Genomic DNA, 24,433 nt, shown 5'->3' on the forward strand with positions numbered 1-24,433 from the left:
AAAGTTCTTTGAATAGTCGTATCAATAACGAACTCATTCAAAGAACTTTATATTTTATTTTAATTTTTTGTTTCTTCCAATACCTCCACCTTACTCTCTTGAGAGGTTCCGGATTCTGTTTTTTCAGAGACGAAAGAGTCTTCCTTAAAACCTAGAATACGTAGCATGGTGTCGCTATTTTGTTCCGGAGCAAATACCCGTGTCACAATTTTTCCGTCTTCGTCCCGGTCTACCAACACATGTTTTGGAGCTGGGATAAGGCAGTGTTGTATGCCACCATAGCCTCCCAGGGATTCCTGGTAGGCACCCGTGTGGAAGAAACCAATGTACTGTGGTTTGTCGTCTTCAAAGATCGGCATGTACAAGTCGGCGCTGTGCATCTCACTATTATAGAAATCTTGAGAGTCGCAGGTCAGGCCACCCAAATTGACTTTCTGGTATGGACTATTCCAATTGTTGATCGGAAGCATGATGTATTTCTGATTCATGCCCCAAGAGTCGGGAAGTTGTGTAATAAACGACCCGTTGATCATATACCAAAGCTCCTTGTCATTTTGTAGCTTTTTATCGATCACCTCGTAAATCACCGCCCCACTTTCCCCAACGGTATAGCTGCCAAACTCCGTAAATATATGGGGTACGGGTACATTATTCTTGTTGCAGATCCATTGGATGTTTTCCACAATCTCGTCGATCATCTGCTGATAATCGTAGTTGGACTGCAACGAAGTTTGGATCGGTAATCCACCACCAATGTCGATAGAGTCGAGATCGGGGCAGATCTTTTTCATCTCGCAGTACTTGAACATAAAGCGGGTAAGCTCACTCCAATAGTAGGCGCTATCTTTAATTCCTGTATTAATAAAGAAATGCAATAACTTGAGCTTAAACTTGGGGTTTGGAGCTATCTTCTCCTTATAGAGTTCATTTACGTCATTATAGCGTATTCCAAGTCTGGAAGTATAAAAAGCGAAGTTCGGTTCCTCGTCGGTGGCAATCCGGATTCCCAGATTCATAGAATCGGCGGTGACCATTTCTTCATATGCTTCTATTTCCTTCAGGTTGTCCAAGATGGGCATACAGTTGAAGCCCTCATTGATCAGCTCACTCAAATACTGGGTATATAGGGGGCGTTTGAAGCCATTGGCCAATATATACGTGTTTTTGCTGACCTTCCCTCTCCGGTATAGCTCCCTTATAATGGGTACATCGAATGAAGAGGAAGTCTCCAGATGTATATTATGTTTTAAAGCTTCTTCGAGCACAAAACTAAAATGCGACGATTTCGTGCAATAACAATAGGTATAGCTGCCCTTGTAATTATGCCTCTTGAATGCATTCCTAAAGAACATATTGGCATTCTCGATGTGTTCTCCAATCTTAGGGAGGTAGTTCAATTTCAATGGCGTACCGTGTTCCTTGATGATGTCCATCAGGGGTACATTGTTGAACAGCAATTCATGGTTGTCAACGTTAAACTCCATCGTGGGAAACTCGAACGTTTGCTGAATCAGGTCAATGTAGCTTTTCATTTATTTTATGTTCGCGGATAGCTAGTTAAAAACTGTGAGTATTTATTTCGGTACAAATATCTACAAATTCCGTTCTCTACAATTTTTTTTTGGAAAAGAACTTGTTAAGATCATATAGGCAAGCCTTAACTGGGGGAAAATATGATATATGTTTTGATCTTTTTGCTAACAAGATTATGCCTTGAATCATTCCATACCCGATCAATTCATCCTTTAAAATATGGCCTTTATCTTCGGATACCCCAAGGTCGTACCATAACGCTTGGCATACTGGTTTTACAAAAATAGTTTTGCAAAAGGAATCAGGAGCAGTTCAAAGCGGTTAGAAGATAAGTATATCAATAAAAGACATTTTGATAGGATTATTATAATTGTACACGCCGCATTGTATGTGCCTAATATAGAGGATATGATTTACTAGTGTAAATAATTAGGAACTGATATAGCAGGAATATATTAGTTCAATTCATTGATAATAAAATAGTTATGAGGATTTATTCTATTGTAGGTATATATGGGGGCGAAATTCACGATGGAAACTTTGAACAGTTTTAAAGTTTTCTTAGTTTCTTTCATTGAAAAATCTAAAATTTGATCCGTGAAAGAGAGAATAATACAGTCATCTATGAATTTGTTTTGGCGATACGGCATTAAAAGCGTCACGATGGATGATATTGCCAAAGATTTGGGGATTTCTAAAAGGACTATCTACCAGCATTTTAAGGACAAGAATGAAATAGTAGAGAAGGTCATCAAAAGCAAGTTGAATGACGAGGAATGTCAAATGCAGGAATTAGAAGAGAACTCGCTAAATCCTATTGACGAAATCGTAAATATATCTACCCATATCAGGGAAAGCTTGGGGAGTATGAACCCCTCCGTTTTATTTGATCTCAAGAAATACCATCCGGAAGGTTGGGCCTTGTTCCGTGAATTCAAAAAATCAATGGTCATCCAAAGTGTACGCGACAACCTGATAAAGGGCCAGCAAGCGGGATTGTTTCGACTCGATATCGATGTGGAGGTCTTATCACGGCTGCGTATCGAGCAGATCGAGATGGCTTTCGATCCGAGTATTTTTGCCTTCGGACAGTTCGATATTGTAGAGGTACAAATACAGTTTCTAGATCATTTTGTAAGGGGAATTCTAAGTCCCGAAGGTTTTAATTATTACAATCAATTACCTAGTACAGCAACACAATCAAATACCCATGAAAAATGAACGAAACCTTTACAGTCGATTGATGGCGATTGTAATTGTCTTATTTGCCGTTCAGAGCCAGGCACAAGATGCCGGCTTTTCGGTCCATGAGGCCATCGATTACGCTATCAACCACAATTTAAACATTAAAAGTGCTAAGCTGGACGCCGTGTCGGCCGAAGCGAAGATCGGGGAAGTCCGTGCTGCGGGTTTACCTCAGGTTGCGGCCAATGTTAACTTGACCGATAACCTGATCATTCAACGTTTCTTTCTTCCCGCCAACTTTGCCGATCCCAACGCAGCGGCCGACGCCCCACCGGTAGCGTTAAAATTTGGGGTAAAATATTCGGGAGCCGCATCGGCAACTTGGAATCAACTCTTGTTCAATGGGACTTATCTGGTAGGCCTCAAAGCGGCTGCCACCTATCGGGAGCTGGCCCAAAAGCAGGTAAAACAATCGAGAGTGACCGTGGCTGAAGCAGTGTCCAAAGCCTATTATTCGGCTCAGGTAGCCGAAGAGCGGGCCAAAGTGCTGGATTTGAATATTAGTAGAATCGACTCGCTGATGGCTGAAACCAAGGCCATGAATGAGAGTGGCTTCGTGGAGCTGCTCGATGTGAACCGTCTGGAAGTACAGCTCAATAATTTGCGTACCGAACGACAAAATGTTCAAAACCTCATCGAGCTTAGCTATACCCTGCTCAAATATCAGATGGGAATGCCTCTGGATGAGCCCATCCGTTTAAAAGACTCCATCAAACAGGAAAATGTAGCGGCTATCAAAGCCGAGCTAGTACAGCCTCAGGTCGACTATAATAACCGCATCGAGTACAGCTTGATGGATACCCAAAGGAAACTGGCCGATCTAGATCTTCGCAGCATTCGGAGTGGGTATCTGCCGGTATTGTCGGCCTCCATTGGCTACGGTCATAATAATGGCCGGGATAGCATGTCCGACTTATTTACTTCCAAATGGTTTAATAACTCGGTGCTGAGCCTAAACCTGCAAATTCCTATTTTCGACGGTTTGTCTAAGAAATACCAGATCGATCAGAAAAAGCTTGCATTGGATAAGGTTAAGGTAAACCAAACCCTACTGGAGCAATCCATTGATTTGGAATCGGCACAGGCCGCCATCAATATCAAAAATGCAGTGGGCTCCTTGGAGAGTCAGGAACGAAACCTGGCTTTGTCTAGAGAGGTAGCTCGGGTCTCCAAAATTAAATACCAAGAAGGGGTAGGCTCTAATATAGAGGTTATCAACGCAGAGTCCTCTTTAAAAGAATCGGAGACCAACTATTTCGCTGCACTTTATGATTTGATTATTGCAAGAATCGATCTCCAAAAATCGAAGGGAGAGTTATATACCGGTAAGGAAAACTAATCTATTAAGAATTTATATTTGAAACTGCTACTTATAAATATCATGAAAAAAAATATGTTATTGCTCGCTACCCTGGCCGTTCTATTGACAGCTTGTGGTGGTGAAAATAAGGAGGGACTTGCTGGTAAAAAAGAAGCCCTGGCCCAGTTGAAGGCCGAACAGAAAGAGGTGGAAAGCAATATAAAAAAGTTAGAAGCTGAAATAGCTCAATTAGATACGACTGCCACGGTTCAAACCAAAGTGAAGGCCGTGACCGTAGCGACCCTATCCGCCCAGACTTTTAAGCATTATGTAGAGTTACAAGGCACGGTAGATGCCAAAAATAGTATATTGGTGACTCCGAAGACTGGAGGGGCCATCACTGCCATGAATGTTAAAGAGGGAGATTATGTGAAAGCCGGGACGGTTATTGGCCGCATCGACGACAATATCCTCAGAGAGTCTATCGAAGAACTGAAAACCCAGCTTTCTTTGGTGACGACCTTGTATGAAAAGCAAAAAAATCTATGGGACCAAAAGATAGGGACCGAACTTCAATATCTGCAAGCCAAGAATAATAAAGAATCCTTAGAGAAGAAAATGGTGACCTTAAAGGCACAGCTGGCGCAAAATACCATCGTGTCGCCCATGGCCGGAGTAGTGGACCAAGTGAATGTTCGCATAGGAGAAATGGCCTCGCCCGGCATGGGGGTAGTGCGGGTGGTGAACCTAAGCAACCTTAAGGTAGTGGCCAAAGTGTCCGATGTATTTGCAGGAAGTGTTAAAAAGGGAGATGAGGTTATCATCAATTTTCCTGGTATAGACAAAGAATATAATGGCCGTATCAGCTTCGTAAGTACTACTGTCGATCCACTTTCGAGAACGTTTACCATAGAGGCGAACCTTCCTTCTGACAGGTCGCTGAAGCCTAATATGATGGCTCAGGTGCAGATCAACGATGTTACCAAAAAGGATGCGCTGGTGATCGAACAGAATTATGTGCAAGGAACCGAAAAAGGTCAGGTTGTATTTGTCGCCGAAAGCAAAGGCGATAAAAAGATTGCCAAGTCCAGGATCGTGAAGACGGGGTTGAACTATAATGGTAAGATAGAGGTAATCGAAGGGCTTAATGCCGGTGATCAGCTCATCACGATGGGATATCAGGAAGTGGCCGATGGTCAGGTTATTTCTTACTAAAAATAGAGGAAATGGTACTAGCACCTTGCTAGAGGCAACAACACCTCTGGCACTGAGCCCCCTACTTTCCTACATTTCCAACATTTAAAGCGCAGCAGACAAATGAAATTTGATGAATACAAAACCTTGGGTTTTACCAATTGGTGCGTAGAGAATCGTACGACGATCTATATCTTTACGTTCATCATCACCTTGGCAGGCTTTTTGGTATATAACAGCCTGCCCAAGGAGCAGTTTCCCGACATTAAAATCCCTCAGATATATGTCAATACGGTTTACTTCGGAACAGCTCCTGCCGATATTGAAAACGTAATTAATAAACCCATCGAAAAGCAATTAAAGTCTTTGAGTGGGGTGAAAAAAATAAAATCCAATGCCTTGCAGGATGTATCGGTGATCCTGGTAGAGTTTACACCGAACGTTGAAGTGGAGGTGGCCCTGCAAAGGGTTCGCGATGCTTTGGATAAAGCTAAAAGCGACTTGCCACAAAACTTGGATTCGGGGCCTACTGCCCAAGATGTTAACTTTTCGGAGTTTCCTATTATGAACGTCAATATGGCGGGGAACTATTCTTTGAAACAACTCAAGGAGTTTGCCGAAGATTTGCAAGATGCGATCGAAGCACTCCCCGAAATAACCCGTGTGGATATATTGGGGGCCCTCAACCGAGAGATACAGATCAATGTGGATCTGAATCGGATGAAGTCCACGGGTCTTACTTTTTATGATATACAAACAGGCCTTCAAGGAGAAAATATCAATATTTCGGGAGGAGACCTCAATGTAGACGGGGTTCGCAGAACCTTACGCGTAAAAGGCGAGTATACCGATGTAAGCCAGATGTCCAACCTTCGTATCCGTACCGGAACAGGGGCGGTGATCAGGCTGGGCGACATTGCCGAGGTGATCGATAGCTTCGAAGAGCAGCAGGACTTTGCTCGATTGGATGGGAAATCGGTAATTACCCTTAACGTGATCAAGCGGTCGGGAGAAAACCTAGTAGAAGCCGCCGATAAAATAGAAACGGTGATAGCGGATTATAAAGAGAACCGCTTTCCGCAAGGGCTCGATATCAAAATCACCGCCGACTCCTCCATACAAACCCGCGCCGACCTGCATGACTTGATCAATACCGTGGTGCTCGGATTTATATTTGTGGTATGTGTACTCATGTTCTTTATGGGGATACGCGACGCCATTTTTGTGGCCCTGTCGGTACCTTTATCTGCCTTGGTGGCCTTCGTGCTGATGCCCATCATTGGGCCTATGATCGGTACGGAGTTTACGCTGAATACCATCGTGCTATTCGCCTTTCTGCTCGGTATAGGGCTGGTGGTCGATGACGCCATCGTGGTGATTGAAAACACCCACCGCTTGTTCAATCAACATAAGGATTGGACCATCCAACAGGCCGTAAAGGCAGCGGCAGGCGAGGTGTTTGTTCCCGTACTTTCTGGTACACTCACCACCGTAGCACCTTTCTTCCCCTTGCTTTTCTGGACCGGAATTGTGGGTGAGTTTATGAAGTTTATGCCGCTCACCCTCATCATCACCCTGGGTGCCTCACTCTTTGTGGCATATGTGATGAATCCCGTTTTTGCGGTGACGTTTATGGGAAGGCACGAAGACGAAAAAGAAGCCCATGATACGAGTTTTAAAGCCATTCGTCGGCCCGTTATTATTCTAGCGGTAGCGGCGCTTGTCGGTTATTTCATCGATCGCGGTGTGGGTAACTTTATGCTATTTATCATGGTGTTCTATATTTTCAACCATTATATCCTGACGCCGAAAATTCTGGTACCTTTCCAGGATAGTCTACTGCCGGCGTTGAAAAACAATTATAGGAAATTGATCGACTGGATGCTTAAGGGCTGGAGACCTGTTATTGCGGTGGTAGGGATGTTAGGATTACTTATTTTTTCATTTGTACTCACCGGCATCGTTAAGCCCAAAGTTCTCTTCTTCCCTAGTGGTGATCCCGATTATGTGTATGTATACAACAAACTACCTATAGGGACCGATGCCGTCGTAACGGACTCCGTGACGCGTATCATCGAGAAAAAGGTGTTTGACGTACTGGAGCGCGAAGATGCCATGGGAATTGTCAATTCAGTGATTGCCAACGTAGGTAAGAATGCCGGTGATCCTTATAACCCCGACCGCGCCGCTACTCCTCATAAGTCGAAGGTGACGGTGGCCTTCGTATATGGCACCGAAAGAGGTGGACGCTCGTCCCAGGAAATTCTAAACAAAATTAGAGACGAGGTGTCCGGAATACCAGGAACTGAGATTTCTGTGGAAAGAGAAGCCGTAGGGCCTCCTACCGGGAAACCGATCTCCATTGAGATATCCGGAGATGAGTTCCCCATACTTCAGGCATTGCAGCAGGATGTGTTGGATAAAATCGCCGATTCTGGTATCCAGGGGATCGACCAGCTACGATCGGATTTGGTGACCAACAAACCTGAGATCGTTATCGATATAGATCGCGAAAAGGCACAAAGAGAGGGGATCAGTTCCCAGCAGATTGCAGGCTCAATCCGTACCGCACTCTTCGGCTTGGAAGTGTCCAAATTCCGCGACCAAAAGGATGAGTATCCTATTATGGTGCGGTTAAAGAAGGACGATCGCGAGCAAATAGAGAATCTGCTAAGTATGAATATCGTTTACCGCGATATGAATATGGGAGGGGCTCTTCGCCAGGTGCCTATTTCCTCGGTAGCTAGCATCCGTTATTCTACTACTTTTAGCCAGATCAACCGTAAGGACCAGCGCCGCATCGTTACCCTTGGTTCCGATGTTGTGGATGGCTATAATGCCAACGAGATCGTGGCTCAGATAGAAGCGGAAATTAAAGAGATGGACGTTCCTAATGGCTATACCATCAAAATGGGTGGGGAACAAGAAGAACAAGATGAGTCGATGGCTTTCTTAGGAACGGCCTTTGGTGCTGCCATCTTACTAATCTACCTGATTCTGGCTACTCAGTTCAATTCGGTGGTGAAGCCATTTATTATCTTCTTTACCATTTTGCTGTCGCTTATTGGGGTGCTATTAGGCTTTATTATCTTCAAAAAGGATTTCTCGGTGATTATGTCGGGAGTAGGTATCATTGCTTTGGCCGGTATTGTGGTTAAAAACGGGATCCTGCTCATCGAGTTTATCGAAGAGCTCCGAGGGAGGGGTTATCCCATGCGGGAGGCAATTATAGAAGGTGGGGCTATTAGGCTCACCCCCGTATTACTAACGGCCTCTGCCGCAGTATTGGGCCTTATCCCGCTAGCCTTGGGGATTACCGTCGATTTCGTAGGGCTGCTGCGCGACTTCTCTCCAGACCTCATCATCGGAGGGCCGAGTGCCGTGTTCTGGAATATCCTAGCCTGGACGATCATCTTCGGTCTTACCATCTCAACGGCTCTTACGTTGATCATGGTGCCCTGTATGTACTACCTCAACGAGCGCATCCGTGACAAATGGTTCCGCAAAGGCAAAGTCGAAGAGGTGAATCCTAACTGGAGAAACGAGACGATTTAGAGTATAAACTAGCTGATTTTTAAAACATCCATCTTTGAGATAAAAAAAATATTTCATGGATGGATGTTTTATGTAAAAGATTGCTACATTTGCAACCCAATCGGGATGTGGCGCAGCTCGGTAGGGTGTCCCGCAGGGCGGAAAGGTCGCTAGAGTAAAAGAATATAAGAATAGAATAAGTAGTCACGGGATGTGGCGCAGCTCGGTAGCGTGTCCCGCCAGGGCGGGAAGGTCGCTAGAGTAATAGAATTAAGTAAACAGTCACGGGATGTGCTCGTGTTAAATATTTTCGGGATGTGGCGCAGCTCGGTAGCGTATCCCGCAGGGCGGGAAGGTCGCTAGAGTGATAGAATTAAGTAAATAGTCACGGGATGTGGCGCAGCTCGGTAGCGTGTCCCGCCAGGACGGGAAGGTGTCAGAGTAATAGAATATAAGAATAGAATAAATAGTCACGGGATGTGGCGCAGCTCGGTAGCGTGTCCCGCCAGGGCGGGAAGGTCGCTAGAGTAATAGAATTAAGTAAACAGTCACGGGATGTGCTCGTGTTAAATATTTTCGGGATGTGGCGCAGCTCGGTAGCGTACTTGCATGGGGTGCAAGAGGTCGCAGGTTCAAATCCTGTCATCCCGACCAATAGTTTAAATGCTGTCTGAATGGACAGCATTTTTGTTATAGCGTAGCTCGGTATCGTGTCCCGCCGCGGCGGGAAGGTCGCAGACTAGGCGTCCCCGATCCAATCCTGTCATCCCGACCAAATTGAAGAAAGGCTGTCTGCAAAGGCGGTCTTTTTTTATTTAGTGCATCTCGGTATCGTATCCCGCCGCGGCGGGAAGGTCGCAGACTAGGCGTCCCCGATCCAATCCTGTCATCCCGACCAAATTGAAGAAAGGCTGTCTGTAAAGGCAGTCTTTTTTATTTAGCGCATCTCGGTATCGTGTCCCGCCCCGGCGGGAAGGTCCCAAATAAATCCTGTCATCCCGACTAATTATCGAAAGGTTGTCTTAAAATAGACAGCCTTTTTTCGTAACTTAACAATATGAACTTCGTGGTTTATATCTTGTTTAGTGCCTCTTTAGGTAAATACTATGTGGGTCAAACTCAGGACTTGGAAGTCCGTTTGCAGCAGCATAATTCAGGAAGGGGGAAGTTTACTTCTACAGGGGCTCCGTGGGCGGTTGTACACCAGCAGACCTTTGCAACTAGAGCGGAGGCTGTAAGGCTCGAAACTACCATTAAGAAACGCGGGATAAGGCGGTACTTAGAGGCTATCTAAGGCCTTAGACTTTACCGACTCAGACTATGCCCCCCCAATCAGCGACCAATTTACACCCCACTTTTGGTAGACGTCCGATTGGCCACTGGTCGCGGCGAATACTTGTCCATACCCTGAGTCCTAATAAATGCGGTAAGGGTTTGTACGGGTAGAATCCCGAATGCGGATAGCCTTTTATTGGAATGGATGCCCGTTCGTTCTAATATTTTAAATTTTATTCTTTAAATTCAATTTTATTGCAAATTCGCTACTCATGATTCATCGATTTACTATCAACAGATTGCATAAAGTCGGCGGCTGTAAGCTGCAGTTAAGCTCATTCATTGGGAAAATAATCATTTGCCTGTTTCTTATTTCCGCATTTGTAGGATCATCAGCCATGGCCCAGGAGCTTAGAGAACAATACCGCCCCCAGTTTCATTTTACGCCAAAAGCCAACTGGATGAATGATCCGAATGGTATGGTCTATCATCATGGTATATACCATCTTTTTTTTCAATACTACCCACATGACAAGGTCTGGGGGCCCATGCACTGGGGGCATGCCACGAGTAAGGACATGATTTCTTGGGAAGAACAGCCCATTGCCCTGTATCCTGATACGCTAGGCTATATTTTTTCTGGTAGTGCGGTGGTGGATAAAGCCAATACGGCCGGTTTTGGTAAGGATGCCCTGGTAGCCATTTTCACGCACCATGACCCGGTGCAGGAAAAACAAAAAACAGGTAGGCACGAAACCCAAAGCATTGCATACAGCCTGGACGATGGTAAAACCTGGACGAAATATGAAGGAAATCCAGTGATCGAAAACCCGGGAATAAGCGATTTCCGTGACCCCAAAGTAAGGTGGTTTGAGCCTCAGAAAAAATGGATCATGACCTTGGCAACCAAAGATCGTATCACCTTTTATTCCTCACCGAATCTTAAATCATGGACCCGTGAAAGTGATTTTGGAGCCAAGGAAGGGGGGCATGGCGGTGTATGGGAATGCCCTGACCTATTTCCAATCATGCATGCTGGAAGACAAATTTGGGTGCTGATCGTGAACATCAACCCGGGTGGACCCAATAAAGGTTCGGCAGGCCAATATTTCCTTGGAGATTTTGATGGTAAAACTTTCACTCCCAACTCCAAAGAAACCAAATGGCTGGATTTTGGAACGGACAATTATGCTGCCGTTACCTTCGCCAATACTGGTAGCCGGCAAATTTTGTTAGGCTGGATGAGCAACTGGCAATATGCCAACGTGGTGCCGACCGATCCATGGCGTAGTGCCATGACCATCGCTAGAGAACTGGGCCTGAAAACCGTAGGAAAGGAGATTTACCTTACCTCTCTCACCGTAAAAGAACTGGATGTGCTGAACAGCACAGGCTTTTCGTTGAATCGTGTAAAAGTAAAAGGCCAACTCGATTTGACAGAAAAGGCAAAGAACAAAACTGGACTATTCAGAATCGATTTGAAAACTAAAAATACGGCAGACTTCTCCATTGTATTGGCCAATGAGGTAGGCAATGAACTCATGGTGGGCTATGACAAAGCAGCAAACCAATATTACATCGATCGCACTAACTCCGGTAAGACCGATTTTGAAAAGGGATTTGGAAAGAAACACATCGCACCAAGATTTGCCACTGGCAGCGATATCCCCCTTACCTTAATAGGGGATGTAGCCTCCGTAGAGTTATTTGCCGATAACGGACTCACGGTAATGACCGATATTTTCTTTCCAGAAAAGCCAATGTCCAAACTGTCGATCAAATCCGTTTCTGGGATAACGATGGATCATTTGAAATATACCATTCTGAAACCTTCGGTGGAATAACGCTGTCCTAGATATCTACCCCCGATGTCGAATTCCAGTTTGCAGAATCCCGACATTGGAGGTAGCTGAATTATGGTTGCTCTTTTATGCTGGAGTGGGCGGGATTATCAAGGTATAAAATATACCACTGGAGCTCCTATATTAAGGGCCTGCATTTATCGGGGTAGGTCTTTAGATTTATTTGGTGTAATAATTTCAAGGAGGGGGGGCAAGCTTGCTAAAGGATATTCGCTGTTTGGTTAAGTATTTCAAATATTAAGTAATCCAGGTTTATTAGAAGTCATCGTAAATGGCTTAGTACTTCCAATATTATGCTAGTAATTTTTCCAATTTCATTTTCCACTTTTCCCAGTCGTTCATTTCTTTGGTTTGTAAATCGATGAATTTTTGAGTGTGGTCCTGATGTACTAAATGACATAGTTCGTGAATGATAACATACTCAATACAGCCTTTGGGTGCTTTAATCAATTCAGGATTTAATATTATTTTTCCCTTTGGTGTGCAGCTTCCCCAGCGAGTTGGCATTTCCCGTAGTACTATTGAACTTGGCTCTACCTGATGTCTTCTGAACCTCTCAATTAGTGGTCGTGAAATGGTCTCAAACTTTATCCTAGCATGTTGCAAATACCAATCATTCAACAAGAGTGCAGCTCTTGACTTTTCCTTTACGGTGACTTCAATGAATTTGCCTTTTAATTTTACACCTTCATCGTTTCCATCATGTACTAATAATCGGTATTGTCTGCCCAGATACAAATGGGTCTCACCACTAACATATTTTCGTTGCGTGGTCTTTGGGTGAAAAGAAAGGAAGTAACTCTGCTGTTTTATGATCCAAGGTGCTTTCTTTCTAATATCCTCTTTCACTTTTTCGATTGATGTGCCAGTTGGGGCTTTTACCAAGACGTCCATTTCTGGAGTTACGGTAATGCCCAGCGATTTTCGATCAGAGAACTCCAGACTAAAATCAATCGGCTTACTTCCAAATTGTATCGTTTCCATCTTTATTTGTATCGAATTTTGGCTACTTCTAGGCAATCGTGTGCAATCTGGTCCATATCATTGAAAGACATCTCCACATTGTGTTTGTCTCGTACTTCGTCAATCAAATAATCTCCGATATCTATGAGTAATTTGCCGGTAATATTAGTTTTTGATTGCCAATCAATTACAGGCTTTCCATCGTCTAATACAGACCCATGAATGAGATTGTCAATATGCAATGCCGTTTGTGTTGAAACCTCTTTTCGATTTTTTTTGTCTAAAATTTTATCCTTTAATGCTTCAGTAGTTAATCCATAAAATGCCTTTGCTGCATCTCTGCCATTCAGCTGTTCTGGCAGGTCTTTGTCTGTATGCGCCAGTACATGGTTCATGATATCTTGAACTCTGCTCAAGTATTGCGCTTCACTAATACGTTTGGCTTCATAATCGGCAATTGTTTCCTTCAACATTTGCGAAAATTTCTTATAAAAAGAGGGATCTTCATCCATTTTTTTGCTGATGTGTTTCGCCGTTCGACTGGCAATTTTATCTGCCTTGGCCGCTTTACCCGTTGTGTTTTCTACTTCCTGCTGAAATTTATCCGTATCGAAAATATTTACCAATTCGGTAATGGTTTCAATTTTATCAGTAGTAATGTGGGTGTCGATCAATTTTTGAATCTGCCCCTCATATTGCTTATAGTCGATTTCATCGCTGTATCGCTCCACTACTGCCAAGCGCAGTTTCAGGAACATCGTTAGGTCTTCCTTATAGCGATTGATTGTTTTTAATTCTGTGCCATTGTGGAACTGGATCGACGATAAAGCCAATTTCAAACTCTTGGCAAATGCGGCAAGTTTGTCATAAAATAAAACACGTATAGCTTCATCTTTCAGTAGTTGTTGATAAGCCTCTGCATCCCTTTTATTGGCTATTACCTTGAAAATATCCCATAAATCCGAATATTTTTGAGGTAGCTTTTTTATTTCTTCAGAAATATTAATTATTGTACCTGCCAAGTCTTCTTCATCAAAATCTTCAAATGAGGAATACAATTGTAAGGCATCGTCCAGATTTTCAATTACGCCGTAGTAGTCTATTATATAACCAAATTCTTTGTCTGGATATATACGGTTTACCCTTGCAATGGCTTGCAAGAGTTTATGGCCTAGAAGATTTCTTGTGAGATACAGCACAGTATTCTTAGGTTCGTCAAATCCTGTGAGTAGCTTATCTACAACAATGATGATTTCAGGGTCTTTCTGGTTTTTGAATCGGCTAATGATATTCTTCTCATAACTCTTAGAGTTTCCATGTGCGTCCATCATTTTCAACCAAAACGACTTCACTTTTTCGGGAGATTTTTCATAGGCACTTTCTTCTCCTTCTCTATCATCGGAGGACGAAATCAATACCTCACTGCTTACAATGCCAATTTCATCTAGATATTCTTTGTATTTGATAGCATTTACTTTTTTATCGCAAACCAACTGCCCCTTAAATGGGGTTTTACCTTGCCAATTATTACGAAAATGATAGCTAATGTCCCAAGCGATCATGCGCATTTTCTGTTCGGCTGAATTCAAATGGTCATATCTGGCAAATTTCTTCTTGATGTCTGACTTTTGATAATCAGACAAGGGTTCGGATACCATTCCGAAAAATGTATCCAAGGGGCTTGCATTTACATCTTGTTTGGCCATTCGGCCCTCATATAATAACGGTACAACGGCCTGGTCACTTACGGCTTGTTTGACTGTGTATGCGTCAATCACACCACCAAATTTTGCCGCGGTGCTTTTGTCTTTTTTGAAAAGGGGGGTTCCTGTCAGAGCAATAAAACAAGCATTTGGTAATGTTTTTTGCATGTCAATATTAAATGTTCCATGCTGGGTTCGATGTCCCTCGTCTACCAATACAAAAATGTCGTGGCTCTCCAGAGGCTTATCGATTTTTTTTACGGCAGCTACAAATTTATTGATAATGGTAGTTACCACTGCATCACTTTTATTCTCTAGCAGTTCAACCAACCGCTGTCCGGTGGTTGCATTCTCAACAAATTGGCCACATTTTCTGAATGTACTGGTAATTTGACTATCTAAATCAGTACGGTCGGTAACCAGTACGATCTTTGGATTACGAATACTGGGTTCCATTGCGATGGCCTGAGCTAACATGACCATGGTCAAAGACTTTCCGCTGCCTTGTGTATGCCAAATTACCCCGCCTTTCCGTTGGCCATTTTCTATGTTTTTTATTCTGTGCATCGATTTTTTGATGGCAAAAAACTGTTGATAACGGGCTACTTTCTTTTCGCCATTGTCGAACAAAACAAAATTGAATGCAAGGTCCATTAATCTGTCAGGACGGCACATACCAAACAAATATTTATCCTGTTCGGTGGGTAGGATTTTCTCTTGTTCCAATGCATCAAAGTATTGACGAACATATTGGTAACGGTCTGTGAATAATTGTTGCTTATTTTCAGTTGAAAGCGGTTGGTTTTTGACCGCCTCTAATTCGTTTTTGTAGTTACTTTTTTCTTCATCGCTGCTAAACTTTTCCTGCCACGTTGCCCAAAACTTTTCGGGAGTCGCATTGGTGGCATAGGTCGCCTCTTGTGTAGCAATGCTTAATAGTAGTTGAGAATACACATACAAATTGCGGATACCATCTTCTTGTTGGTTTCGCAGATGCTGGCTGACAGCCTGTTTCAATGGCTCTTTCATAGCCGGTCGTTTGCACTCGATGATACAAAGGGGTATACCATTTACAAATAATACCAAATCGGGTCGGTAATGCTCTTTGCTGGTGCTGCGCATCACACTGTATTCTTTGGTTACATGAAATACGTTATTCCTTATGTTTTTCCAATCGATGTATTGCAGGGTAAAACTTTTTTTATCGCCATCCACACTTTGTTCCAGTGCCTCACCCAGCGTGAGTAAATTATAGGCTCTCTCACAGGCAGTAATATACCCCTCGTTCATGGGCAGGTTTTTCAATGCGAGTATGCCCCGTTCAATATTATCGTCAGTAAAAATGCTCGTTTTGGAAGCGCTTACCCTGATACTATTGATTTCCTTTAGTTGCTTCCGCAATATATCTTCTAGTAATACATGGGTAGTTTTCCCCCCTCTTAACCGTTCCGCTTCTGTCGGTCTTAAATAGGTATAGCCCAAATTTATCAGCATTTGTAGCGCCGGAATTTGGCTGATATCGTCTTCCTTAAAACTGGGTGTTTCCATTACTTTATTATTTCATTTTGTGTCATATATAGAAAAGTGCGGTTACCTGTACATGTTAGTTCAGTTATGTATAGATTTTACCTATTCTCTTTATATGAGCCAAATTCTGTTGAAATTTAGGGGGCTATTGTTGTTTTGTAGAGAGTCTACTCAGGTAATTTTTCCTATACATATTTCGGAAACATGTATAGAAATGTGGTTTTTCTATACATGTTTGGTTTGATTTACACTCGACAATAGGTTGTATAGGTCGGTATTGATGTAATAGTTATCCCTGCCCAATTTCATCTTTTGCACAATACCAATCCGATCAAGTTCATCCAAATACTTGGTGGCGGTTATTCGGCTTACGTCCAAATCGTTCATTACAAAATCAATTTTGGTGTAAGGATGTTTAAAAAGATTGTTAATTAAATCTTGGCTGTAGAACTTGGTGTTCTCTCTTATTTTTCTCTTGTGCTTAAGCATCAAGTTCTTGATCCCTTCTATTATTTTGATGGTTTGCAAAGAAGTCTGCTCTACCCCTGCAAGAATATAAAGCACCCATTCTTCCCAGGCACTCTCAGTTCTGACTTTTTGCAGCAAACGGTAATAGTCGGCTTTGTTTTGGTTGATATAACGACTCAAATACAAAATGGGTAGATTCAATAACCCTTCTTTTACGAGATACAAAATGTTGATAATCCTGCCTGTTCGGCCATTGCCATCATAAAAAGGGTGAATACTCTCGAACTGGTGATGGATCACCGCCATCTTCACCAGCGGGTCCCAATCGCTAAGTTCATTGTCATTGATAAACTTCTCCAGGTTATTCATCAAGACAAGCACTTCGTCATAGGTTTGTGGGGGTGTATAGACCGTCTCTCCAGTTTGTTCATTTTTAAGCTCTGTGCCCGGTACTCTTCTGAAACCTGCCTCATTTTGTTCAAGCTTTGCCTGCATCTGAAGGATATGGTTGTTGGATAAAAAACCTTGATACCTCACCGTTTCAAATCCCCAAAGCAATGCTTCGGCATAGTTGTGTACTTCTTTGGATGCAATAGATCTAAACTGCTTTTTCAGATAATCGCCTTGATATAATTCATCGTGGGTGGTGATAATGTTTTCAATGGCCGAACTGTCCTTTGCTTCCTGTAAAGAAAGTGTGCTGAGAAGTATATTTTCATTCGGAATGCTAAGAGCAGCACCTTTCATCTCGGCCAATGCACTGCGCGCAGCAGCTGTTTTCTTTAGAATGGCTTTGGTCTCTAAATCCATGGGCAAGGGGAGATGGGGGATGTTATACATTGTCTGAATCAGGATTAACAACATTAATGGATTTGCTTGATTTTGGGTGGTACTTGGGATTGAATATTTTCTTGAATTGTAAACTTGTAGCTCCAAAGTTGATGAGTAGACCTATTGAAAAATCATAAGCCACCACATAGTTTTTGGCTTGTGCTAAATGAACATCTTCCAGATTGATTACTGCCTTCAATTCAACAATTACTTTTTCTTCTACCACAAAATCGGCTCGTCTTGAGCCTACATTAATACCTTGGTAATAAATGCTTTGTTCTTGCTCTCTGACGAACGAAATACTAGCTCGTTCTAATTCAATAGCTAAGCAACGTTGATAAATTACCTCTTGAAAACCATTCCCGAGCGTGTTGTGCACCTTCATGGCACATCCGTTTATATTGTATGTCAGTTCGTCAAGTGTCTGAATCATGATTTAGATAATTTTTAGATTTTCAGAATTGGGAACAGCTGAATTTAAGGATTTACCTGATTTTTTTGGCATTGATCCTGTCAATTCTTAAATCCAGAAAACTGCCTGACAGCATATTTGCCGAATTTCAATGATTTAGATGATTAGGAATTGCTTCCTTCATCCTGTTAATTCTTAAATCCTGATTCAGACGAATTTTTCCCGTCAACAACACCTGCATCATTCCCTTCTTTTGCTCCCTTAGCTTCTCTGCTTTGGCTTTGAGCAGGCTTATTTCTTTATCAGCCGCTTGCAGCACTTGGGCAATTGCGGTTTGTTCTTCTTTTGTCGGCGGTAATATCACCTTCACAATACTAAAATCTTTGAATTTGCAGTTTAATGTATCATCAACTAAGCCTTGTGAATTCCTCCAAAACAAGTTAGTCAGTTTTGGTGTTTTGAATAAATAAGAAAAGTAAAGAGAATCAGTATTTTTCTTTGGAGTAACAACTGTATATGCAGGACTAACTATTCCTTCTAAATCAGATAAAGCACTTCTACCTTGCCACATTCGCATTGTGTTGTATCCAATATCACCAGGACAAATTCTTTTGTATTTTGACTTATCACTGTTTGATGTGTCTTTCTTGATTGATTCATCTTGAGGATAAACGCCATTCTGACCAATAGAAAGTAAAGGCAGGTCAAAAAATTTAGTGTCATTGCGTTCTGCAAACATCTCGCCTAATTGCATTTCCTTCCACTCCCCACCAAAGCCCTTCAACCGTTTCTTCCCTGTAAGCAATTGCTGCATAAGCCATTTTTTGCGGAGTTCTTTTTGGGCAATGAGTTTTTCGGTGGTGTGAATGGCTGCATCTGCCGTGCTGAGTACTTTGGCAATGGCTTTTTGCTCGGAGAGAGGGGGTAGGGGGATTTTAACTTTGGAAAGATTTGTTTTTGTAACTCCATAAACAGATGTTCCAGTTGCAATCCTTCTCAATTCTCGAATAACTTGCTCATGTTTTAAAGAATAAGTACGATAACCAATAGCAATTCTCTTTTCTGATGTCCTTGCGGCAAAGGTGTGCAACCCCGCAAGTACTTTCTCCACCCCGATATTTGCCAATTCTATACAATCGCAAACACCTTTGTAGTCTTCTGAGGCATCCGCTATAATTAAATCACCGTCTTGTAATACAGGAAAATTTTCTTTGAGAAAACTCTCTGGGTTTATCAAACCATCAATCAAATATGGAACTGTTTCCTCAATCTCAAAATCAAGAATTTCATTTTCATAAGTTGCATGAATGTCTCCATAATGGATATATCTTATTCCATCATTTGTGGGAAGGTTTGTTAATTGTTCACGAGAAAATGAATAAGATTTTAGGAAAGAAAAAACATTTCCAAACTCAGGAGTCTCCCAATCGCTTGGAATTTGAGTATTGTAAAACGTTTTGGTATTTTTTGTTTCTGCCATAATTTTTAATTTGAGTTATTTGCAAACAAGCTTACAAATAGTTTTTTATTAATTCCGTGATAATCAATAACTTCTTCTTTGCAATTGGCAAAACAAAACCACCGGAACCTGCAAACAAGTCAATGAGCTAAGTTGAAAACCTTGCAAAGAAGCCTGCAAAGAAGAATTTCATAACTCATTGGTGATCAATACATTTCTCTTTGCAATCATTGTTTCAATTTATAAGTTCGTTGGTTGTGTTTGGTTTCTTCGGCTATTTCAATCTGCCCCTTCTCGATCATTTCAGAAAATAGTCTAGAAACATAAGAAGCATTGGTATCGGGAATATTCAGCAACTTGCGGGCAGCCTCATTATCTATTTCATCCATAGTGTCCAAATAGCGAATAATAGCCTCTATTTGCCTGGCTTTCTCCTGCTTTTTTAGTTTTGTATAACCAATTTTATCATCAGTTGAAGCAAGTTTGGTTTTGTGAATAATGTATTTGAGTCCCGAAGTTCTCCCAGTAGTTTCTATAAATTCGATATCTTGTAATTCGCTTAAAATTTTTCGCAATTGGTAATTGTTCACAAAAGGCAATTGCTCTAACTGTTGGAAGGTGAGTTTTTGACCGGTGTAAATATGATTGAGTACAATTAGCTTTTCTAAGTCAATATCTTTTTTGGCGGTTTGCTTATATAATAGACTCAGTTCTGCCAGTTTCTCAGAATACACATCTGCATTGATTCTCAGGAGAATAGAATGCTCGGTCTGAATGGGTTCTGGCAGTTTCTTTCCCTTTGATAGTAAGGCAGTAAATATTTTATCAAACCCACTTCCAGCTTTTTCTGCATAATTTATTTCTCGCAACACATCCATTATACCAGGATTCCGAGGGTTAGTTTTTCTCAAAAAATTGGTTTCGTTGATGCCCTGAGGAAAGTGCCCTGGACTTTCAAATTCTAAATAATTTGGATATTTCCTGATCTCAATAATTTGTTGGCGGCTGTAATCACGGTGAGCAAGTGCATTAATTAGTAATTCACGTAATACTACTTCCGGGTAGTCTTCTATATATTCCCGAAATAACCCAAAGTGAAACTCTTTCAGTTTTATTTCCGATTTTAATTGTCCAAAACAGGAATCAGCCATTTCAATAAGATTACCGCTATATTCAAAAGGCGTGTAACTTCCATCTTCATAGTAGCGTATATATTTGATTTGATTATATGGTAATTCCCTGAAAGCCTTTTGGTTGCCTATAAATAATATCCCTGAAGTTGTGGGCAACAGTTTGCCATTTTCCTCTTTAATCAAGCCCAACGTTTCAGTGAATTCAGCAGAGTTGTTTTTTAGATATGGGCTTTGAGGCTTTTCCTTTTGAATGCGAAGAAATAAATCTCTGGTTTTGCTGATATCTTGCCATCCAGGAATTGGGTTTCCTTGCTTATCTGTTTCCTGACTTTCCAGTGGCAAATCCCAAGTTTTTTGATCAAATACTATTAATCCCTTCTCTGCTTGTATGGTAGCTATCTCATAAGTTTCAATAGATCTATTGCCATCATTGCTTCTTACAAGATACTCGCTCTTGGATGTTCTATGTAATTGTGGAGAAAATGGTACTTCTAAAACAAGTACTTTTTTGTTTTGAATTACCAAACTATGGGGCTTTAATGTAATTGAGGGTACAGTTCTGTCCTGAATCTGACGTATCAATTCGAAAACTTTTGCATCTGTAAATTCAAATTCAGAATTAATTTCTTTGGTTTTATCTTCTATTCCAATGAAAAGGAAGCCGCCCTTTTTATTGGCAAATGCCACAACGTCCTTTGCTAACTCCTCATATTTTGGAGCAAAATTCTTTAACGATTTACCAAAAGCAATTTTGTCTTCCAGCTGCTCTTTAAAGTCAAGGATGTCACATTCTCCTTTTGCAAGCAAATTGTAAAACCATTGAATACTATGCCGAGTTAGTTTTTCCATTTCAGTTGGTTAATTCTTTTAAATATATCCCCATTTCACTCTGTACTTTCAGCAATTCTCCTTCCAGTTGTTCAATCTCCTGTTGCACGGCTGCAATGTCCACCTCGGCCTCTTCTTCAAAAGTGTCCACATAGCGTGGGATGTTGAGGTTGAAATCATTTTCTAATATTTCTTCGAATGTGGCCACATAACTAAATTTATCTTCCACCACACCAGGTTCCAATTTCCCAGCGTTAAAATCCCGATAAGTGTTTACAATGTGTCCTATATCGCTATCACGCAGTTTGTTTTGGTGTTTGGCACTTTCGTAGTGCTTGCTGGCATCTATAAACAGGAAGTTTTTGTTTTCGACTCCGCTCGAACTGATAGCCTTATTCTTGTTGAAAATAAGAATGGTAGCCGGAATTCCTGTACCAAAAAACAGGTTGGCAGGTAAGCCAATTACTGCTTCAAGCAGATTTTCTTCAATCGTTTTTTTTCTTATTTTCCCTTCGCTACTCCCTCTGAACAATACACCATGCGGTACCACTACGCCAGCTCGTCCTTGTTCGTTGAGGGTTTCTATCATATGGCTAATAAATGCCCAATCGCCCTTGCTTTTTGGTGGCACTCCTCGCCAAAAGCGGAGGTATTTATCGGTTTCGGGGTCGTAGCTTACTGTTGTTTTGTCGCCATCTTTGTCTTCCACCTTTCCCCACTTATCTAGCGAAAAGGGAGGATTGGCTACTACGGTATCAAATTTCATAAGGGCATCCCCTTCTATCAGCTTTGGGTTGCGAATGGTATCGCCCCAGCGTATAGTGGCATTGTCGAAACCATGCAGGAACATATTCATCACGGCCAGAGCCCACGTGCTGCCGTTGGCCTCTTGCCCGTAAAGCGAAAAATTGTCGGAGCCTACCTCTTCACCGGCTTTTATCAATAACGAGGCTGAGCCACACGTTGGGTCGCAAATACGCGAGCCAGGCTTGGACTTGGTGAGTTTGGCGATAAGGGTAGAAACTTCTTTTGGGGTGAAAAACTCTCCCGCTTTTTTACCCGCATCACTCGCAAAGTTTTCTATCAGAAACATATATGCTCCGCCTATAATATCCACGCCGTCTAGGTGCGAAGGACGAAGGTTGAGCGACTCCTTGTTGAAGTCGAGCAATAAGTTCTTCAGACGGGTATTCTTGTCTTTGGGTTCGCCAAGCTTACTGCTGTTAAAATCGATGTTTTGAAAAATCCCTGCTCCGTCTTCGCTATATAATTTTTCACGATTGGCCTCTTCTAGGTCTATTAAGGCCGTATTGATGAGCTCACCTATGTTAGGTTCATTACGAGATTCGTAGAGGAAGTTAAAATGACTATTGACTGGAACCACAAATCGCTCGTATTTCATGGCGCGATCGGCTCTTTCTTTTTCCCCGGCATACTTAGCAAGATAGGCATCATACTTGTCGTCGTAGACGTCGCTAAGGTATTTTAGGAACAGCATCGTCAGCACATAGTCTTTATAAATGCTTGGGTCAATACTGCCTCTAAAGGTATCGCAGGCCTTCCATACGGCATCGTTGATGTCTTTCTGAGTTATTTTAGTCATTATTTTATTAAGTTGGTAATTTGATGTTCGATTAATAGTTTCCTCTTTTGAAGAATTGCAAGCCGAAGATGTTTTTCGGTATCAGCTAAGTTTACCAGTCGAATGATAGCGTGTTGCTTTTCAAGACTAGGGATTGGGACTTCAATTTCTTCTAGAACGGACTTTCTAATGGATTGCATGGCCGTTCCTCTTGCATGCTCTTTTATGAAGTTTTGGGTATCGGCATTATTGAGCAGCCACGATAAGTACGCTGGTAGAATATTGCTGGCCCAGGGTTTAATAACGAAAAACGAAGTAGAGGCCACGGCTGCTGGGTGATGGCTTTCATAAACGGCTGCAAAGTTTTTGGAGCCCTTGGCTGCAAAAAGTACATCGCCAGGTTGGAGTAGGTGCTTTTCTGCGATACCTATTGACCCTATGTCAGGATATATATTGCTCAAAAGATTTCCGTTTTCGTCAAAATGTTTCGCTTGTAAATACACGATTTCACCTACTTCCTGTGTTTTAGCAAAAAGTCCAGTTTGAATGGTAGCAATATCTTTTAATAATGTTTTCAAATTTTATTCTAAGTAGTCGTCCTACAAATATAGCTGAAAATTCTATCTACTCAAGTGGAATTTGAGAAAAAAATCCAAGTACAGGCTCTACAAAACTACAAATGATTGGATTTTATTTGGTAATGATTTGATTATCAATGTTATATGGATTTTCGCGTCAGATAAAGAAATACAAGAAGATTTCTTTATGTGGGTCAATCCTATGATACGAATAAGATAAGGTAATCGAGCGACCATTTCGCCACCACCGCTTTGGCATAAGCCTCTGATCCCGCAGGGCTCCAGCCATATTACCCCTAAGCTTTGATCATGTGTTTATTAAAAAAAATTTGGCTATTGGAAAATAACTGGATCGGCAGCATCCTCAAATCTGTACCAATTGGAGTTTAAGGGCTTTGAATACCAGTCCAGCGGTATTTTTGGCCTGTAGCTTTTCCAATAGACTTTTACGATGACTCTCTACGGTTCGGCTGCTGATAAACAGCTTATCGGCAATTTCGGCGGTAGTCATTTCTTGGCATATCAACCCTAGGATCTCGCGCTCTCGTTTAGATATGGCAAAGGTATCTGCCGTAGCTGGGTTCCTGGGTGATGGCTGTAGCATCACCTCCGAGATGTACGAGGTAAAATAAAAGTCCTTCTCATAAACCTCCTTGATGGACCGTACCAACTCCTGAGCCGAGGTGTTCTTTAATAAATAGGCGCTGGCTCCAAGCTCCAGCAGTTGTACTATTGTACTCGGCTCCTGGTGCATGGTTAGTACGATGACCCGAATAGCTGGGTACTCCCGTTTGATGCGCACCATGGCCTCGATACCATCTAAAATGGGCATGTTTAGGTCCATGAGCACGACGTCGGGAGTTTGGTAGGGGAGGCTTTCGAGCAGTTCTAGGCCATTGGGAACGTCGGCTACCACCCCGAACGAGGGGATGCTATCCAGAATGGCCCGCAGTCCTTCGCGGAAAATCCGGTGGTCGTCGGCAATGGTGATTCTTATAGGAGTCAT

At 42.1% G+C, this 24,433-nt stretch carries 16 protein-coding genes and 1 tRNA gene; 7 read left to right on the forward strand and 10 right to left on the reverse strand.

All coding sequences use genetic code 11. The annotated features are described in order from the left end of the window. Positions 1-59: 59 nt before the first annotated feature. Entirely contained in the window at positions 60-1,532 is a 1,473-nt protein-coding gene (locus CLV98_RS20615) for a type III PLP-dependent enzyme domain-containing protein (protein ID WP_109677561.1), read from the reverse strand. Between the two features lie 598 nt (positions 1,533-2,130). Here CLV98_RS20615 and CLV98_RS20620 point away from each other — a divergent pair. From CLV98_RS20620 to CLV98_RS20650, 7 genes are all read left to right on the forward strand, one after another. Continuing rightward, positions 2,131-2,754, forward strand: coding sequence for a TetR/AcrR family transcriptional regulator (locus CLV98_RS20620; RefSeq protein ID WP_229203503.1), 624 nt, complete (start codon positions 2,131-2,133; stop codon positions 2,752-2,754). Next, on the forward strand, positions 2,744-4,117 hold the full coding sequence (locus tag CLV98_RS20625; protein WP_109677563.1) for a TolC family protein: 1,374 nt from the start codon (positions 2,744-2,746) through the stop codon (positions 4,115-4,117). Before CLV98_RS20620 ends, CLV98_RS20625 begins: the two co-directional genes overlap by 11 nt. A gap of 42 nt (positions 4,118-4,159) precedes the next feature. Next, a complete protein-coding gene (locus CLV98_RS20630; protein ID WP_109677565.1) occupies positions 4,160-5,293 on the forward strand; it encodes an efflux RND transporter periplasmic adaptor subunit in 1,134 nt (377 codons plus the stop codon). A 102-nt stretch (positions 5,294-5,395) separates the two neighbouring features. Then, on the forward strand, positions 5,396-8,827 hold the full coding sequence (locus tag CLV98_RS20635; protein ID WP_109677567.1) for an efflux RND transporter permease subunit: 3,432 nt from the start codon (positions 5,396-5,398) through the stop codon (positions 8,825-8,827). 556 nt (positions 8,828-9,383) lie between these two features. Then, a tRNA-Pro gene (locus CLV98_RS20640) sits at positions 9,384-9,460 on the forward strand. A gap of 403 nt (positions 9,461-9,863) precedes the next feature. Then, positions 9,864-10,100 (forward strand): GIY-YIG nuclease family protein, encoded by a 237-nt coding sequence (locus CLV98_RS20645; RefSeq protein WP_109677569.1) that lies wholly within the window; start codon positions 9,864-9,866, stop codon positions 10,098-10,100. Positions 10,101-10,479: 379 nt separating this feature from the next. Further along, a complete protein-coding gene (locus CLV98_RS20650) occupies positions 10,480-11,925 on the forward strand; it encodes a glycoside hydrolase family 32 protein (RefSeq protein ID WP_211320089.1) in 1,446 nt (481 codons plus the stop codon). A 309-nt stretch (positions 11,926-12,234) separates the two neighbouring features. Here CLV98_RS20650 and CLV98_RS20655 read toward each other — a convergent pair whose 3' ends face one another. The 9 genes from CLV98_RS20655 to CLV98_RS20695 all read right to left on the reverse strand — a co-directional run bounded on the left by CLV98_RS20655 (position 12,235) and on the right by CLV98_RS20695 (position 24,433). Further along, positions 12,235-12,927 (reverse strand): M48 family metallopeptidase, encoded by a 693-nt coding sequence (locus CLV98_RS20655; protein WP_109677573.1) that lies wholly within the window; start codon positions 12,925-12,927, stop codon positions 12,235-12,237. A gap of 2 nt (positions 12,928-12,929) precedes the next feature. Further along, entirely contained in the window at positions 12,930-16,157 is a 3,228-nt protein-coding gene (locus CLV98_RS20660; RefSeq protein WP_109677576.1) for a type I restriction endonuclease subunit R, read from the reverse strand. A 204-nt stretch (positions 16,158-16,361) separates the two neighbouring features. Continuing rightward, positions 16,362-17,444, reverse strand: a complete 1,083-nt coding sequence (locus CLV98_RS20665; protein ID WP_109677578.1) for a Fic family protein — start codon at positions 17,442-17,444, stop codon at positions 16,362-16,364. Beyond that, positions 17,437-17,868 carry a GxxExxY protein gene (locus tag CLV98_RS20670; RefSeq protein ID WP_109677580.1) on the reverse strand — a complete coding sequence of 144 codons (432 nt, stop codon included), beginning with the start codon at positions 17,866-17,868 and terminating at the stop codon, positions 17,437-17,439. Before CLV98_RS20670 ends, CLV98_RS20665 begins: the two co-directional genes overlap by 8 nt. Before the next feature lie 127 nt (positions 17,869-17,995). Continuing rightward, positions 17,996-19,327 (reverse strand): restriction endonuclease subunit S, encoded by a 1,332-nt coding sequence (locus tag CLV98_RS20675; RefSeq protein ID WP_109677582.1) that lies wholly within the window; start codon positions 19,325-19,327, stop codon positions 17,996-17,998. A 206-nt stretch (positions 19,328-19,533) separates the two neighbouring features. Next, the gene (locus tag CLV98_RS20680) at positions 19,534-21,288 is read right to left on the reverse strand and encodes an RNA/DNA-binding domain-containing protein (RefSeq protein ID WP_109677584.1); all 1,755 of its coding nucleotides are present in this window, start codon (positions 21,286-21,288) and stop codon (positions 19,534-19,536) included. Between the two features lies 1 nt (position 21,289). Beyond that, on the reverse strand, positions 21,290-22,870 hold the full coding sequence (locus CLV98_RS20685) for a type I restriction-modification system subunit M (protein ID WP_229203505.1): 1,581 nt from the start codon (positions 22,868-22,870) through the stop codon (positions 21,290-21,292). Continuing rightward, positions 22,870-23,427 (reverse strand): restriction endonuclease subunit S, encoded by a 558-nt coding sequence (locus CLV98_RS20690; RefSeq protein WP_109677588.1) that lies wholly within the window; start codon positions 23,425-23,427, stop codon positions 22,870-22,872. Before CLV98_RS20690 ends, CLV98_RS20685 begins: the two co-directional genes overlap by 1 nt. Positions 23,428-23,791: 364 nt before the next feature. Further along, a complete protein-coding gene (locus CLV98_RS20695; protein WP_109677590.1) occupies positions 23,792-24,433 on the reverse strand; it encodes a response regulator transcription factor in 642 nt (213 codons plus the stop codon).

The organism is Dyadobacter jejuensis, from assembly GCF_003149085.1.
Lineage (GTDB): Bacteria > Bacteroidota > Bacteroidia > Cytophagales > Spirosomataceae > Dyadobacter > Dyadobacter jejuensis.